Below are 12,960 nucleotides of genomic sequence, written 5' to 3'. Positions count from 1 at the left end.
TGGCACAACCAGAGGCCGCCTGAGGGATGAATCTGGAGACCGGAATTACACCACTTGACGGGACACTACCATGACGTGCTGCAGGGCTGGTTGTGCGCGAAGTTGGTTGGTTTTGATGTACCAATTTGGTGGTGGTTTTGCGATGCTGGGGTTCGATGAGTTGCGGGCCTTGCGGGGTTGAGCGGGGGCTTTATATTCGAGGGTTTTGGTGGAGCGTGCTGGTTATAACCGAAAAGCGTTTCTGCGGAGATTTTGGGTGGGGTTGATGGGTAATATCGGGTTATGGGGGTTAGAGGTGCTGATCCACATCCATACTGTTGTGTAGAATTCGGATTACAACGATCCTGGATTCCGTACCGGCTCGGTAAAAGACGATATGACTGCCCTGACTGAACTTTTTGTACCCGGGTTTTATCTCGCCCGCGTCGCGGCCAATATCAGGTTGGCGAGCAAGCAGCTTGAAAGCATCGTCAAGCTGTTTGAGGTATTTATCGCGTTGGCGCTTTCCCCATTTTTCGGCGGTGAAGCGGCCTACATCGAGAATGTCTTTTCGGGCAGCGGCAGTGAGCAGATACGGACGCATCAGTGAGCTTCGTTGTCCAGTTCTGCAATAACGCTTTCAAGGGAATAGTCTGCTATTCCACTTCGCTCGCCTTCATCCAGGAGGCGTCGGAGCCGTTCAAGCTTACTTTCCGTTTCTTCAAGCAAACGCAGTCCGGCACGTACTACCTCGCTCACCGAGCCATAGCGGCCATTTTCAACCTGAGTGGCTATAAACTCGTCAAAGTGGGGGCCAAGTGTAATGCTGGTATTTCTAGCCATGGGGAACATCCTGTACCAAATATTGGTATATTATGCCAAAACACTCATAACCAGGCAAGGCAGGCCGACGCAGTAAAGCCGCACGGCTGCTTGCGGCGTCAGGGCAACTAATGCCAAGAGTCATCCTCAATAGTCATTCAATTCAAAAGGCCGACAAGCTGGTTGTTCGGGCAGGGCATGAAAAAGCCTACAAATACGAGCAAATGCAGGTTGAGATATATAGTGCTGGAGTTCTCAATCCTGAGCCTAAACTTGGCATTGGAACAAAACCAACAATTTCTGAAGATGGGCTTTTTGAGGTTGAGATATCAACAGACTCTTTACAACCTGGCCTATTCGAAGTTCTGCTCATCAGATTTCATTCTACGCTCGACTCCAAAACACCCGAGAAAATTGATGTACTTCCACGATCTCTAAATGAGAGGGTGATTTTTGAGGTAATCGCTCACCCTGTAATCCCAAGAAGTAAGGCAGAAATATATGCAGAGCTAAGCAAGCTTGAACATGAAATAGAAGAGAAATTTGCTGCGCCATTTCAAATTGTGGAAGGAGCTAAGAACCTGCTTGGATACTCAGTTTTTGTTTTCATAAGAGACCTGCTTGTTGGCACAAGGATTAGATTTCCCTATTTTGAGTTACTCCCAACTCGTGCAGGTCTTGAGTCAATCGATACTTTCAACTTCGTCAACATGTTCTTAGACCAGAATACCAAAACTAATGTCTTTTTTAATTACACAGAGGACGCAAAGCGAACTTCGGTTCAGTCGAATCCAGTTTGTGTAGTGCATTTTCCAAATGTCGAAGCTCAAAGCCAAAATGTCGCAAGGGATTACTGCGTTGATAAAGCAAAAACGCTGCTTTTGGCATTGGCTCTATCGAGGGACGCCGGAGGGAGTGTGTTTGATGTGGTGGTTTTCTGCCACGAAAATCACCGAGCGACGAAGTTTTCAGTGACTAGCAACTACATCGGAAACTTATTGATCGGAAATCTCTCAGGCGAAAATGCAGATACGCTGCATACTTATCTCTTCGCTCTTGAATCAATGGCATTGGAAAATTTCCTGACTCAACTTTACCGCGAAGCAAGAAGAGAAAGACATGTCGATTTTCAATATGTGAGGCTATGGCAGATATTAGAAATTATAGCTGAAGGCGAAGACTATGATCCTGCGGCGCCGTTAATGGACTATGAAGGAAATTTGCTTTTCCACAACGATGGATCACAAAGATTACATAAGGGGAGTGTCCATTGCGTGTACGCGATGCTTAGAGATAACAGAATAGGAAAATCCAAATCTACTTGGGAAAATGTGAATAAGTGGTTTTCGGTTCGCTGCGCTGTTGCCCATTACGGTTCGATCTCGAATTATGAAAACCTCAAAGCATCAGTAAAGGAATGGGCCATAATTGCCAATAAGGAAATATCTGAAAACCCAGGACATGATAGAAACCTCTGGGAGCTAAAGGAGGATGTAAAATTACTACTGCAACGCAGGCTGGTCACGAAGTCATTGTAAGCAGGCGATGGCAGCAGCACTAACAAATCGATCCTGAGCGACGAAAGTTTGTCGTCATGCCTTTTGCAAAAAACGCAAAGGCCGCGCCAACATATTTTTTCGCGAAATCAGGGGGCGTTAGATTTATAGAACTAACCGAATCTCATATCGAGAATCTTAAGAGCTATCCTTGTCTATTTGCTTACTTTTCCGAAGGGAAAGAGCGATGGTGAGGAAAGCGGCTGAGTTCCGGGGCTTCTATGCTCAAGCCGCTATGGGCGGCCTTTTCCTTGTAGCAACTCAACCTATCACTAGCTGCACCGCAGATATTCACGTATGGAACCGGAGTCCCAAAACAATGCCCTTCCGCGTAGATTCACTAATGGTCCATTCCTCTGCGCAACCCCATCAGCTACAAACCAGAAGGCCTAGGCTCTGGGCCAGAAATGGGGACTTCAAAAATTTGGCTAACATGTTGGCCTCCTCTTTTCTGTCCCCACCCAATGTGGGGAAACAACGCAGTCAATATTAACGTCTTATAAAATAAAAAATCCACAGTGCGGGTAAATATACGCGGGCCCGGCTGCGCCGAGGCTGGATGCCCCCTCTGTCAGGATAGATGTCGTGTCCATTTTTCACTCTAAATCTCAAAGAGGGGGGCGGTCAGGAAGTCCCGCGAGGACTCCCGGGCCCTGCGTGCCAATGGGGTAGGGGGGCTGGGTACCCTGGCGTGGAAGAATGTGAGCAAGGTGGGGCAGTTTTTGCCGCGGCGGGGTTGATTGCGGGGCGTTCACGGCGGCGGCTTTTGCCGGATTATGGTCGGTTTTGATGTACCAATTGGGTGGTGGTTTTGCGATGCTGGGGGTGTTGGCGAGGGGTAGGATCTTGCCAGCGTCTGCAGGAGGGCTATGATGACCACATTGGCGTTTGATTCGCTCAGGTTTGCCCGCAAGCTTAGGGATGCGGCCGGTCCGGCGATCCGGTGCCGGAGCCCCAGGCGGATGTGCAGGCGGATCTTATGGCGGAAGCGTTTGGATTTTATGCGGAGAACATCCTGACGAAGGACCACTTCGAGGCGGTGCTGGACGCCAAGTTGGATGCGCGGTTTGCGGAGCAGGATACCAAGTTCGAGGGTCGTTTTGGCAATCTGGAAAAAACGATGTACCTCCACACCTGGATGCTCGGCATTCTCGTTGTCGCCATAGTTGTGCCGCAGGTGCAGGCATGGCTGGGTTGAGCTGGCGTCTTATGTTCAAGCGGTTTGTTGGCTTGCGCTGGTTATAACCGAAAAGCGTTTCCGCGGAGATTTTGAGCGGATTTGATGGCCAGTACCCGGGCTAGCGATTGAAGCTCTCTGGTGGCAGGACCTCTCCCCGGACTGCTTCACCGAGCGGGATGTTCCGGTCCGTGATTAATTGGCCGGCACCCAGGCGTACGTCTTGACGTACGTACTTAATGGCGTACACTGCGTGGGAAGTTGAACACGCAAGAGGTGCGTCATGACCGGAATCACAGCAACTGAGGCGCGCAGCAACCTTTATCGGCTGATCGACGAAACCGCCGAGTCCCACCAACCAATCCTCATCACGGGCAAGCGGAACAAAGCCGTCCTGGTGTCCGAAGAAGACTGGTCGGCAATTCAGGAAACACTTTACCTGCTCTCCGTGCCAGGTATGCGGGAGTCAATTCGGAAGGGGATGGATACCCCCGTGGGTAAATGCGATGAGGCGCTGGACTGGTGACATGGAAGTTGGTGTACACCAAACAAGCCCAGAAGGACGCGAAGAAACTGGCCTCAAGCGGCCTCAAGTCTAAAGCCCAGGACTTGTTGGCACTGATTGCAGAAGACCCCTACCGTAAGCCGCCGCCGTTCGAGATGCTCATTGGGGATCTTGCGGGGGCCTGTTCACGCCGCATCAATATTCAGCATCGTTTGGTGTACCAAGTGCTCGAGGATGAGCAAGTGGTGAAAGTTCTCCGGCTTTGGAGCCACTACGAATGATGCATAACCAGCCACTGTTGCCGGCATACCAGATTGGTGCGGCAGAGGGCAGATTGATACCGCAATCACGCCGAAGGCGGAATCTGATCTCACCGGTATCTGGATGTATACCTGCGAAGAGTGGGGANCCACTGTTGCCGGCATACCAGATTGGTGCGGCAGAGGGCAGATTGATACCGCAATCACGCCGAAGGCGGAATCTGATCTCACCGGTATCTGGATGTATACCTGCGAAGAGTGGGGAGCCGATCAGGCGGATAGTTACCTTGATCAGCTTGAGGCAGGAATGAATCAGCTGATTCATTATCCATCTCTCGGCGCTAACTACGCCTATGTTTTTCCCGGATATCGCAGATTGCAGGTAGAGCATCACGCTGTTTTCTATCAAGTGCTCGAGACGGAGGTGCGTGTTGTTCGTGTACTTCACGAGGAAATGGATGCACCGCAAAGGCTTCTGGATTAGTGGAACAAAGCCGTCTTGGTACCCGACCAGGAAAGTAAGAACCGAGGATCGAATTTATCGTGAAAAAAGCACTGATTACCGGGGTTACTGGGCAGGATGGCTCCTACCTCGCCGAGTTTCTGCTGGAGAAAGGCTACGAGGTGCACGGCATCAAGCGTCGTGCCTCCAGCTTCAACACCCAGCGAGTGGACCACATCTACCAGGACCCTCACGTCGATAACCGCAGGTTCGTCCTGCACTACGGCGACCTTACGGACTCTTCCAGTCTCACCCGCATCATTCAAGAGGTGAAGCCGGACGAGATCTACAACCTGGGGGCCCAGAGCCACGTTGCAGTGAGCTTTGAAGCGCCCGAATACACCGCCGATGTAGACGGCATGGGCACCCTGCGGATTCTCGAGGCGATCCGCCTGCTGGGGCTGGAAAAGAAAACCCGCTTTTATCAGGCCTCCACCTCGGAACTGTACGGCCTGGTGCAGGAAAGCCCGCAGCGCGAAACCACGCCGTTTTATCCCCGTTCGCCCTATGCGGTAGCCAAGCTGTATGCCTACTGGATCACCGTCAACTACCGCGAAGCCTACGGCATGTATGCCTGCAACGGGATTCTGTTCAACCACGAGTCCCCCCGCAGGGGCGAGACCTTCGTCACCCGCAAGATCACCCGCGGCCTGGCCAATATCGCCCAGGGGCTGGAAGGCTGCCTGTACATGGGCAACATGGACTCGCTGCGGGACTGGGGCCACGCCAGGGACTACGTGCGCATGCAGTGGCTGATGCTACAGCAGGACCAGGCGGAAGACTTCGTGATCGCCACCGGCCACCAGCACAGCGTGCGCGACTTTGTGCGCTGGAGTGCACGGGAGCTCGGTGTTGAATTGCGCTTTGAAGGTGCAGGTCTGGATGAGGTGGGGATTGTGGCTGCCATTACCGGGGACAGCGCCTCTGCGCTGACCGTGGGCGATGCCATCGTGCGCGTGGACGAGCGTTACTTCCGCCCCGCCGAGGTGGACACCCTGCTGGGTGACCCGTCCAACGCCCGTGTCAAACTGGGTTGGGAGCCGGAGATCACCGCGCTGGAGATGTGCGCGGAAATGGTGGCGGGAGATCTAAAGATTGCCCAACGGCACGCCTTTTTGAAACAGCATGGGCACGACGTGCCAGTGCAGACGGAGAACTAGCATGCCCCGTATTTACGTCGCCGGCCACGGCGGTATGGTGGGCTCTGCGCTCTGCCGCCAGTTGGCGGCCCGGGCGGATGTCGAGCTGGTCACGGCCAGCCATAGTGAGCTGGACCTCACCCGCCAGGCCGAGGTGGAGGATTTATTCGCCGCCCACGCTATCGACCAGGTGTATCTCGCCGCCGCCCGCGTCGGTGGTATTCATGCCAACAACACCTACCCCGCTGACTTCATCCAGGACAATTTGCTGATCCAATGCAACGTCATCGGTGCCGCGCAGCGAGCCGGCGTACAGCGGCTGCTGTTTCTGGGGTCGTCCTGCATTTACCCCAAGCTTGCCCCCCAGCCCATGCGCGAAGATGCACTGCTCACCGGTGTGCTGGAACCCACCAACGAACCCTATGCCATCGCCAAGATTGCGGGTATCAAGCTGTGCGAGAGCATGAACCGCCAGTACGGCACGGATTACCGCGCAGTCATGCCCACCAACCTGTACGGCCCCGGCGATAACTTCCATCCCGAGAACAGCCATGTCATTCCCGCGATGCTGCAGCGCTTCCACCAGGCGGTGACCGATGGCGCGCAAGAGGTGGTGATCTGGGGCTCGGGCACGCCGATGCGGGAATTCCTGCATGTGGACGACATGGCCGCCGCCTGCCTGCATGTGATGGACCTGCCGCTGGCCGAGTATCAGCAGCACACCCAACCCATGCTGAGCCACATCAACGTGGGCACCGGGGTTGACTGCACCATCCGCGAACTGGCCGAGACCATGGCGCAGGTAACCGGCTTTACCGGCAAGCTGGTGTTCGATACCAGCAAGCCCGACGGCACCCCGCGCAAGCTGCTGGATGTGTCGCGCCTGAAGGCCCTGGGCTGGGAGGCGGGCATCACCCTGCGGGATGGGTTAGAGGATACGTATCGGTGGTATCTGGAGCGTGGTGGGGAGGTGCGGGGGTGAGTGGGTCCTGCTCGAAGTTGGTCGGTTTTGATGTACCAGTGCGGCCGTGATTTTGCGATGCTGGGGTGCCTGGCGCCAGCTATAACTGAAGAGCGATCCGCAGAGATTTTTTAATCCGCTTTGCGGCTGCGCAGGTTGTCGGTTGACAACCTCAACTTCGGTCACCATACTTGGGACCAGAGATGACTCGCGCCACGCATCCAGGGAAGGAAATAGAGGCTGCCCTCAGACACGCAGAAGAGCAGGGCTGGCGAGTTGTAGTCAGCGGCGCTCACGCTTGGGGCAAAATCTATTGCCCCTACAACGATGATGAATGCCGCTGTGGTGAATTCTGTATCGCAAGTGTCTGGAGCACGCCGAAAAACCCCCTCAGTCATGCCCGGGCGCTGCGTAGAGTGGTGGACAAATGCTCTACGCACCGGCGCGTCAGTGAGGCGGCAGGGGAGGAGAGTTGATCGATGGAATATATATTCACTTTGAAGTACCAACTGAGAGACCACGACAGTGACCTGGATGCCCTGGTGGAACGTCTGGGGGCAGCCGGTTGCGATGATGCTTTGATTGGCGTAGGTCAGCCAGGCCGCCTGGCACTTGAGTTCACCCGCGACGCGGACAGCGCCACAGAGGCAGTTCGCACTGCTCTTGCTGACGTTAAAAGTGCCATTCCCACGGCGAGACTGATCGAAATGTCGCCGGATCTTGTGGGTCTGACAGACGTGGCAGACATCGTGTGTATTTCCCGTCAGGCCATGCGCAAACTCATGCTTGCCCACCGCGCGACCTTTCCTTTACCAGTGCACGAAGGTTCTGCTTCGCTCTGGCATCTGGCGGAGGTGCTGGATTGGCTGAAGACACGAGGAGGCTACGAGTTTGATGCCGGTGTACTGGAGGCTGCAAGGATCGCAATTGAAGTCAACATCGAAAAGGAAGTGAAGCGTCATCATGCATTGCACCAAGGCGGTTTTGATCTGCCACTTCGGTTGTGATTTTGCCATGCTGTGGGTATGGCAAGGGAGCAGGATCTTGCCAGCGTCCGCAGGAGGGCTATGATGACCACATTGGCGTTTGATTCTCTCAGGTATGCTTGCAAGCTTGGAGAGGCGGGCGCGGTGCGGCATCCCTAGCAGCAGGCTGATGCACAGGCGTGGCTGGCGTGAGAGGGCGCCTTATATTCAAGCATTTCGGTTGCTTGCGCTGGTTATAACCGAAAAGCGCCTCCGCGGAGATTTTGAACGGAACTGATGGGTAATACGGGGGTGGAGATTGAGCTTCTCTAGAGGCAGAACATCTCTTCGACTTCTCCTGCACCGAGCCGGAGATCCCGCGCAGCTCTCAGTAGTTTGATGTTATGTGGTCTGAACAGTACCAACTCAAGGAGTATGATTTGACGATGAATGCAAATCTCAAAGAACTGCCCGTCGAGGAGCGTATTCGGATTGTCGAAGATTTATGGGACAGTATCGCCCACGATCAGAAGGCATTGCCGCTGACGGCAGATCAGAAGGTTGAACTAGATCGTCGTCTGAGTGCCCTGAAGGCGGATGGCAATCTCGGTCGACCAGCCTCGGAGGTCATTTCCGACATTCGAAATCGCCTATGACCTATCATTATCCGACTCAGGGAAGAGGCGGAAGTCGATCTAGAAGATGCAGCCTCGTGGTATGAATCGCAGAGGTCCGGGCTAGGGCGAGATTTTTTGGATACCGTATTGCAGGCGCTAGAGTTGATTGAGCAAAGTCCGCTGTCTTTTCCGATTGTATACCCTGGCACACACCGGGTGGTCCCACCAAAATTTCCATTCGCAGTCTTCTACATAATAAGAGAATCAGAAATATCGGTACTTTCGGTCATGCACGGCAGCAGGCATCCAGCAAGATGGCAACAACGCACATAACCAGTAAAGCAACTGCTGGTGGACAATCGATCGGTGCCCAGTGCTCCGGTGGGACTCATCCTACCGCAGGAGAATTCGATCATGACCACGCGAGAAAAGACCAAGTATGTTCACGAAGGCCAGTATGTCGCGGAAGTAAGTGTGCAACTGATAGACTCCAGTGATTCCTGGTCTCCGTGTCTCAGCCTGGAAGATGCCTACAAACTGGACGACGTCCGAGAAGCGCTTCGACAAGGCAACGTTCAGGCCGCCGCCCGTTACGGAAAAGTGTTCGAGCTTCAGCCAGTCGCCCAAGGCTGACCCCCGTCGCTTTATCAACCTGAGAGGTGCCGGAGCATAACAACCATCACATGAAGTGCGCGCCTTCGGCGCCGGACACGATTTCATCGTCCGGCTTTTACATAATAGGGCGTTAAGCAGGCTGGTGGACAATCGCCTGGTGCCCCGCGCACGCCTTACCCTCCTGCCCGGTTCCGGGGTAGACCTCCAGCGCTTCAACCCCTCCCTGCGGCAACCCCACGGCAACTCCTTCCGTTTCCTCTACGCCGGCCGCATGCTCGCCGACAAGGGCCTGCACGAGTTGATCGCCGCCATGCGGCAGCTGCACAGCCAGGGGCACGATGCCGTGCTCTGGCTCTGCGGCTTTGCCGATGTCAGCAACGTCTCCGCCATCACCACCGCCCAGCTGCAGGCCTGGGGCGAAGAGCGGTTCATCGAATGGCTGGGCCCCACCGACGTCATTGAGCAAGTGCTTGCCCAGGTGGACTGCGTGGTACTGCCGTCCTACCGCGAAGGCCTGCCCCGCTCACTGCTGGAAGCCGGCGCCATGGGCTTGCCGGTAGTGGCTACCGATGTGCCTGGCTGCCGGCATGTGGTTCAGCACGGTGTGAACGGTTTGCTGTGTGAGGTGCGTGATGCGGTGGCGTTGGAGCGGGCGATGGGGGCCGTGCTGGCTATGGCGCCGGAGGAGCGGGTTGTTATGGGGGCAGCGGGGCGGCGGGTGGTGGAGGAGACCTTCAGCGAGGATGTCGTGGTGGAGGCGACCTTGGGGGCTGTCCGGAGGGTGGCTGCTGTTGCGGCGCCGGGGCTGGGGTAGTATTTGGGTCTTTGTTGCTATGACCGGTAGCATGCCGGCTTGTTACCTGAGAGCGGGAGAGTGCAAGTAAGGCAGATGCTGCTGGCCGGGTTGCTGTTGCTACTGCTTATGGCTGGGGCAATGATGCTGGTGCCCAATTTCACGCTGGCCTGGGTGCGCTCGGAAATTCCGTGGCTGTCGCATCTGATTAGCCGGGTCGAGATGCTCTGGCCGGATGTGAATACAGTGCACGTGCTGGCGTTTGCGGTGCTCGGTCTGCTCACCAGGCTGGCGTTGCCGCGTTCACGGCTGAGCCTGATCATTCTTGCTTACCTGACTTTCTCGGTAGTTGCCGAGCTGCTGCAATTCTACATCCCCGGCCGCACGCCCATGGTCACCGATGTACGAGATAACATGGTAGGGGTGGCGCTGGGGTTAGTGGCTGCAAGCGTCCTCTGCTGGGTGGTGCGGCGGGTTTCGCGGCGGGTGGCTGAAGGCTAGGCCTGCGCAAAGTTGGGCGGTTTTGATGTACCACTGCGGTCGTGATTTTGCGATGCTGTGGATGCTGGCGAGGGGCAGGCCCTTGCCAGCATCCACAGGAGAGCTATCATGACCACATTGGCCTTTGATTCGCTCAGGTATGCTCGTCGCCTTCGGGACGCCGGCGTCCCGGAGCCCCAGGCTGATGTGCAGGCGGAGCTTATGGCGGAAGCGTTTGGATTTTATGCGGAGAACATCCTCACCCGGGATCACTTTACCGAGGTGCTAAATGCCCGCTTCGGTGAGTTTGGCGCTCAGATGGATGCACGGTTTGCGGAGCAGGATGCGAAATTCGGCAAAACGCTCTCCCTCCATACCTGGATGCTCGGCATTCTCGTTGTCGCCATCGTTGTGCCGCAGTTGCAGGCGTGGCTGGGTTGAGCTGGCGTCTTATGTTCAAGCGTTTTGTTTCTTGCGCTGGTTATAACCGAAAAGCGTCTCCGCGGAGATTTTGACCGGAATTGATCGCCAATGCGAGGGCGGCGATTGACCAGCTGGTGCCGGGGAGCTTCACCAAGGCCGCGGTGACGACCAAGCTGCTGGAGAACATCCACCGCGCGGTCAACATCGGCCTGGTCAACGAGCTGAAGGTGGTCGCCGACCGCATGGGCATCGACATCTTCGAGGTGATCGAGGCCGCCGCCTCCAAGCCCTTCGGCTTCACCGCCTACTACCCCGGCCCCGGCTTGGGTGGCCACTGCATCCCCATCGACCCCTTCTACCTCACCTGGAAAGCCCGCGAGTACGGCCTGCACACCCGCTTTATCGAGCTGGCCGGGGAGGTCAACAGCGCCATGCCCGACTACGTGGTGAGCAAGCTGGTCGAGGGTCTCAACGACCACAGCAAGGCCCTGCGCGGCAGCCGCGTGCTGGTGCTGGGTGTCGCCTACAAGAAGAACGTCGACGACATGCGCGAATCCCCCTCCGCCATGATCATGGAGCTGATCCAGGGCAAGGGCGGGGAGGTCGCCTACAGCGACCCTCACGTGCCAGTATTCCCCCCGATGCGGCGGTATCGCTTTAACCTACAGAGTGTGGAGTTGACGGCGGAAAGCCTGGCGGCGTTTGACGCGGTGGTGGTGGCGACTAACCATGATGCGTTTGCCTATGGCCTGATCAAAGAGCACGCGCAGCTGATTGTGGATACGCGGGGGGGGTTATCGGGAGGCGGCGGCGCATGTTGTGCGGGCGTGATCAAGTTGGTCGGTTTTGATGTACCACTGTGGTGGTGATTTTGCGATGCTATGGGTGTTGGCAAGGGGCAGATCCTTGCCAGCGTCCGCAGGGGAGCTATTATGACCACATTGGCATTCGATTCGCTCAGGTACGCCCGCCGATTGAGAGACGCCGGTGTGCCTGAGCCCCAGGCTGATGTGCAGGCGGAGCTTATGGCGGAAGCGTTTGGATTCTATGCGGAGAACATCCTCACCCGGGATCACTTTACCGAGGTGCTGAATGCCCGCTTTGGCGAGTTTGGCGCCCAGATGGATGCGCGGTTTGCGGAGCAGGATGCGAAGTTCGACAAGCGCTTTGCGGAACAGGACGCGAAGTTCTTTGGGTGCTTCGCCGATCAGAACGCCAGATTTGAGGGGCGTTTTGGCAAGCTGGAAAAAACGATGTACCTGCACACCTGGATGCTGGGAATTATCGTTGTCGCCATAGTTGTGCCGCAGCTGCAGGCGTGGTTAACGTGAGCTGGTATCTTATATCCAGTTGCTCTGTTGCTCAGCGCCGCTCATAACCGAAAAACGTCTCCGCGGAGATTTTTTCGGACCGCTGGTGGTTGACGGCCCGTTGTATGGATGGACGGGCCCGATAAATTGGTCGAAAGCCTCGGGCCTTTATAATGCATGACCCTCAAATCTGGTAGCAGGTGGCCCGCCTGCATGCAGACAACCTGGACCAGGGCTTCCTGGCCACCCTCGGCCCGCGCTTTCTTGCGCTCATGTACCGCGGGCCATCGACGAATATGACAGCGCCGTACTGCTGGTCGAGCAGCGTGATGAACGCGTTATCGGCTTTGTATCCGGCGCCCACAGTATGGGGCCGATATACCGGCAGATGCTGCGGCACTGGCTGCGCTTGATCCCCTCGCTGTTCCCCTCCCTACTCAATCCGCGCCGTGTCTGGCGCATCCTTGAAATTCTGGGTTATAGCGGCAGAGGTACCTCGCTGGCGGAGCTGCCTGCGTATGAGCTTCTCAGTATCGCGGTCGATCCGTCCTCGCGAGGGCGGGGGGTTTCCGAGCTTCTCTACAAAGGGTTGGTAAGCCATTGCCGTGAACATCGAATCCCTGCATTCAAGCTTGTCGTAGGGGAGGGCCTGGCGCCGGCGCATCGGTTTTATCAGCGTATGGGGGCGGAGGTTGCCGGGGAGACCGAGGTACATAGGGGGGAGAAGTCGGTGGTTTATGTGCAGCAGGTTGGTCGGTTTTGATGTACCACTGTGATCGTGGATTTGGGTAGTGTCCCCATGAGTGGTGTAAATCTTCACGGTGGAGTGGCGGCCACCGTGGGTCTCCGTAAACTG

At 56.1% G+C, this 12,960-nt stretch carries 18 protein-coding genes and 1 pseudogene; 17 read left to right on the top strand and 2 right to left on the bottom strand.

Annotated features, from left to right (window positions below):
* Positions 1-289: 289 nt before the first annotated feature.
* Positions 290-583: a type II toxin-antitoxin system RelE/ParE family toxin gene (locus Q6D67_RS21005; RefSeq protein ID WP_304707759.1), complete on the bottom strand. Its 294-nt coding sequence runs from the start codon at positions 581-583 to the stop codon at positions 290-292.
* Positions 583-822: a type II toxin-antitoxin system ParD family antitoxin gene (locus Q6D67_RS21000; protein ID WP_304707758.1), complete on the bottom strand. Its 240-nt coding sequence runs from the start codon at positions 820-822 to the stop codon at positions 583-585. The genes Q6D67_RS21005 and Q6D67_RS21000 overlap by 1 nt, the downstream gene beginning before the upstream one ends.
* A 110-nt stretch (positions 823-932) precedes the next feature.
* Between Q6D67_RS21000 and Q6D67_RS20995 the strand changes: the two genes are divergently transcribed.
* The 17 genes and pseudogenes from Q6D67_RS20995 (at position 933) to Q6D67_RS21985 (ending at position 12,867) form a co-directional block, all read left to right on the top strand.
* A complete protein-coding gene (locus tag Q6D67_RS20995) occupies positions 933-2,339 on the top strand; it encodes a hypothetical protein (RefSeq protein WP_304707756.1) in 1,407 nt (468 codons plus the stop codon).
* Between the two features lie 961 nt (positions 2,340-3,300).
* The gene (locus Q6D67_RS20990; protein WP_304707755.1) at positions 3,301-3,555 is read left to right on the top strand and encodes a hypothetical protein; all 255 of its coding nucleotides are present in this window, start codon (positions 3,301-3,303) and stop codon (positions 3,553-3,555) included.
* Between the two features lie 262 nt (positions 3,556-3,817).
* On the top strand, positions 3,818-4,060 hold the full coding sequence (locus tag Q6D67_RS20985) for a type II toxin-antitoxin system Phd/YefM family antitoxin (RefSeq protein ID WP_304707754.1): 243 nt from the start codon (positions 3,818-3,820) through the stop codon (positions 4,058-4,060).
* Positions 4,061-4,071: 11 nt separating this feature from the next.
* Complete coding sequence (locus Q6D67_RS20980; protein WP_304707752.1) at positions 4,072-4,320, top strand: Txe/YoeB family addiction module toxin; 249 nt, start codon at positions 4,072-4,074, stop codon at positions 4,318-4,320.
* A gap of 103 nt (positions 4,321-4,423) precedes the next feature.
* A complete protein-coding gene (locus Q6D67_RS20975) occupies positions 4,424-4,783 on the top strand; it encodes a type II toxin-antitoxin system RelE/ParE family toxin (protein WP_304707750.1) in 360 nt (119 codons plus the stop codon).
* Positions 4,784-4,842: 59 nt separating this feature from the next.
* Positions 4,843-5,961, top strand: a complete 1,119-nt coding sequence (gmd, locus tag Q6D67_RS20970) for a GDP-mannose 4,6-dehydratase (RefSeq protein ID WP_304707749.1) — start codon at positions 4,843-4,845, stop codon at positions 5,959-5,961.
* Between the two features lies 1 nt (position 5,962).
* Entirely contained in the window at positions 5,963-6,922 is a 960-nt protein-coding gene (locus Q6D67_RS20965; protein ID WP_304707748.1) for a GDP-L-fucose synthase, read from the top strand.
* A 458-nt stretch (positions 6,923-7,380) separates the two neighbouring features.
* Complete coding sequence (locus Q6D67_RS20960) at positions 7,381-7,908, top strand: AlpA family transcriptional regulator (RefSeq protein WP_304707746.1); 528 nt, start codon at positions 7,381-7,383, stop codon at positions 7,906-7,908.
* A gap of 362 nt (positions 7,909-8,270) precedes the next feature.
* The gene (locus Q6D67_RS20955) at positions 8,271-8,522 is read left to right on the top strand and encodes an addiction module protein (protein ID WP_304707744.1); all 252 of its coding nucleotides are present in this window, start codon (positions 8,271-8,273) and stop codon (positions 8,520-8,522) included.
* Positions 8,523-8,525: 3 nt separating this feature from the next.
* On the top strand, positions 8,526-8,816 hold the full coding sequence (locus tag Q6D67_RS21990; RefSeq protein WP_370552015.1) for a type II toxin-antitoxin system RelE/ParE family toxin: 291 nt from the start codon (positions 8,526-8,528) through the stop codon (positions 8,814-8,816).
* 81 nt (positions 8,817-8,897) lie between these two features.
* Entirely contained in the window at positions 8,898-9,116 is a 219-nt protein-coding gene (locus tag Q6D67_RS20950; protein ID WP_304707742.1) for a hypothetical protein, read from the top strand.
* 55 nt (positions 9,117-9,171) lie between these two features.
* Positions 9,172-9,912: a glycosyltransferase gene (locus tag Q6D67_RS20945; RefSeq protein WP_370552013.1), complete on the top strand. Its 741-nt coding sequence runs from the start codon at positions 9,172-9,174 to the stop codon at positions 9,910-9,912.
* A gap of 60 nt (positions 9,913-9,972) precedes the next feature.
* The gene (locus Q6D67_RS20940) at positions 9,973-10,392 is read left to right on the top strand and encodes a VanZ family protein (protein ID WP_304707739.1); all 420 of its coding nucleotides are present in this window, start codon (positions 9,973-9,975) and stop codon (positions 10,390-10,392) included.
* 108 nt (positions 10,393-10,500) lie between these two features.
* A complete protein-coding gene (locus Q6D67_RS20935) occupies positions 10,501-10,812 on the top strand; it encodes a hypothetical protein (protein WP_304707738.1) in 312 nt (103 codons plus the stop codon).
* An 83-nt stretch (positions 10,813-10,895) separates the two neighbouring features.
* Positions 10,896-11,625: pseudogene (locus Q6D67_RS20930) on the top strand (nucleotide sugar dehydrogenase); the annotation flags it as partial.
* 101 nt (positions 11,626-11,726) lie between these two features.
* Positions 11,727-12,125, top strand: a complete 399-nt coding sequence (locus tag Q6D67_RS20925) for a hypothetical protein (protein ID WP_304707737.1) — start codon at positions 11,727-11,729, stop codon at positions 12,123-12,125.
* A 169-nt stretch (positions 12,126-12,294) separates the two neighbouring features.
* Positions 12,295-12,867, top strand: a complete 573-nt coding sequence (locus tag Q6D67_RS21985) for a GNAT family N-acetyltransferase (protein ID WP_370552014.1) — start codon at positions 12,295-12,297, stop codon at positions 12,865-12,867.
* Positions 12,868-12,960: the final 93 nt, after the last annotated feature.

The sequence above is a fragment of the Haliea sp. E1-2-M8 genome, assembly GCF_030649675.1.
In the GTDB taxonomy this organism is placed as follows: Bacteria; Pseudomonadota; Gammaproteobacteria; order Pseudomonadales; family Halieaceae; genus Haliea.
Note: the sequence above shows the minus strand (reverse complement) of the source record. Positions and strands in the feature narration are given on the sequence as shown.

Coding starts and splice junctions, on each gene's coding strand:
- Q6D67_RS21005 (WP_304707759.1), bottom strand. CDS start 583: ATGCGTCCGTATCTGCTCACTGCCGCTGCCCGAAAAGACATTCTCGAT.
- Q6D67_RS21000 (WP_304707758.1), bottom strand. CDS start 822: ATGGCTAGAAATACCAGCATTACACTTGGCCCCCACTTTGACGAGTTT.
- Q6D67_RS20995 (WP_304707756.1), top strand. CDS start 933: ATGCCAAGAGTCATCCTCAATAGTCATTCAATTCAAAAGGCCGACAAG.
- Q6D67_RS20985 (WP_304707754.1), top strand. CDS start 3,818: ATGACCGGAATCACAGCAACTGAGGCGCGCAGCAACCTTTATCGGCTG.
- Q6D67_RS20965 (WP_304707748.1), top strand. CDS start 5,963: ATGCCCCGTATTTACGTCGCCGGCCACGGCGGTATGGTGGGCTCTGCG.
- Q6D67_RS20960 (WP_304707746.1), top strand. CDS start 7,381: ATGGAATATATATTCACTTTGAAGTACCAACTGAGAGACCACGACAGT.
- Q6D67_RS20955 (WP_304707744.1), top strand. CDS start 8,271: ATGTGGTCTGAACAGTACCAACTCAAGGAGTATGATTTGACGATGAAT.
- Q6D67_RS20950 (WP_304707742.1), top strand. CDS start 8,898: ATGACCACGCGAGAAAAGACCAAGTATGTTCACGAAGGCCAGTATGTC.
- Q6D67_RS20935 (WP_304707738.1), top strand. CDS start 10,501: ATGACCACATTGGCCTTTGATTCGCTCAGGTATGCTCGTCGCCTTCGG.
- Q6D67_RS20925 (WP_304707737.1), top strand. CDS start 11,727: ATGACCACATTGGCATTCGATTCGCTCAGGTACGCCCGCCGATTGAGA.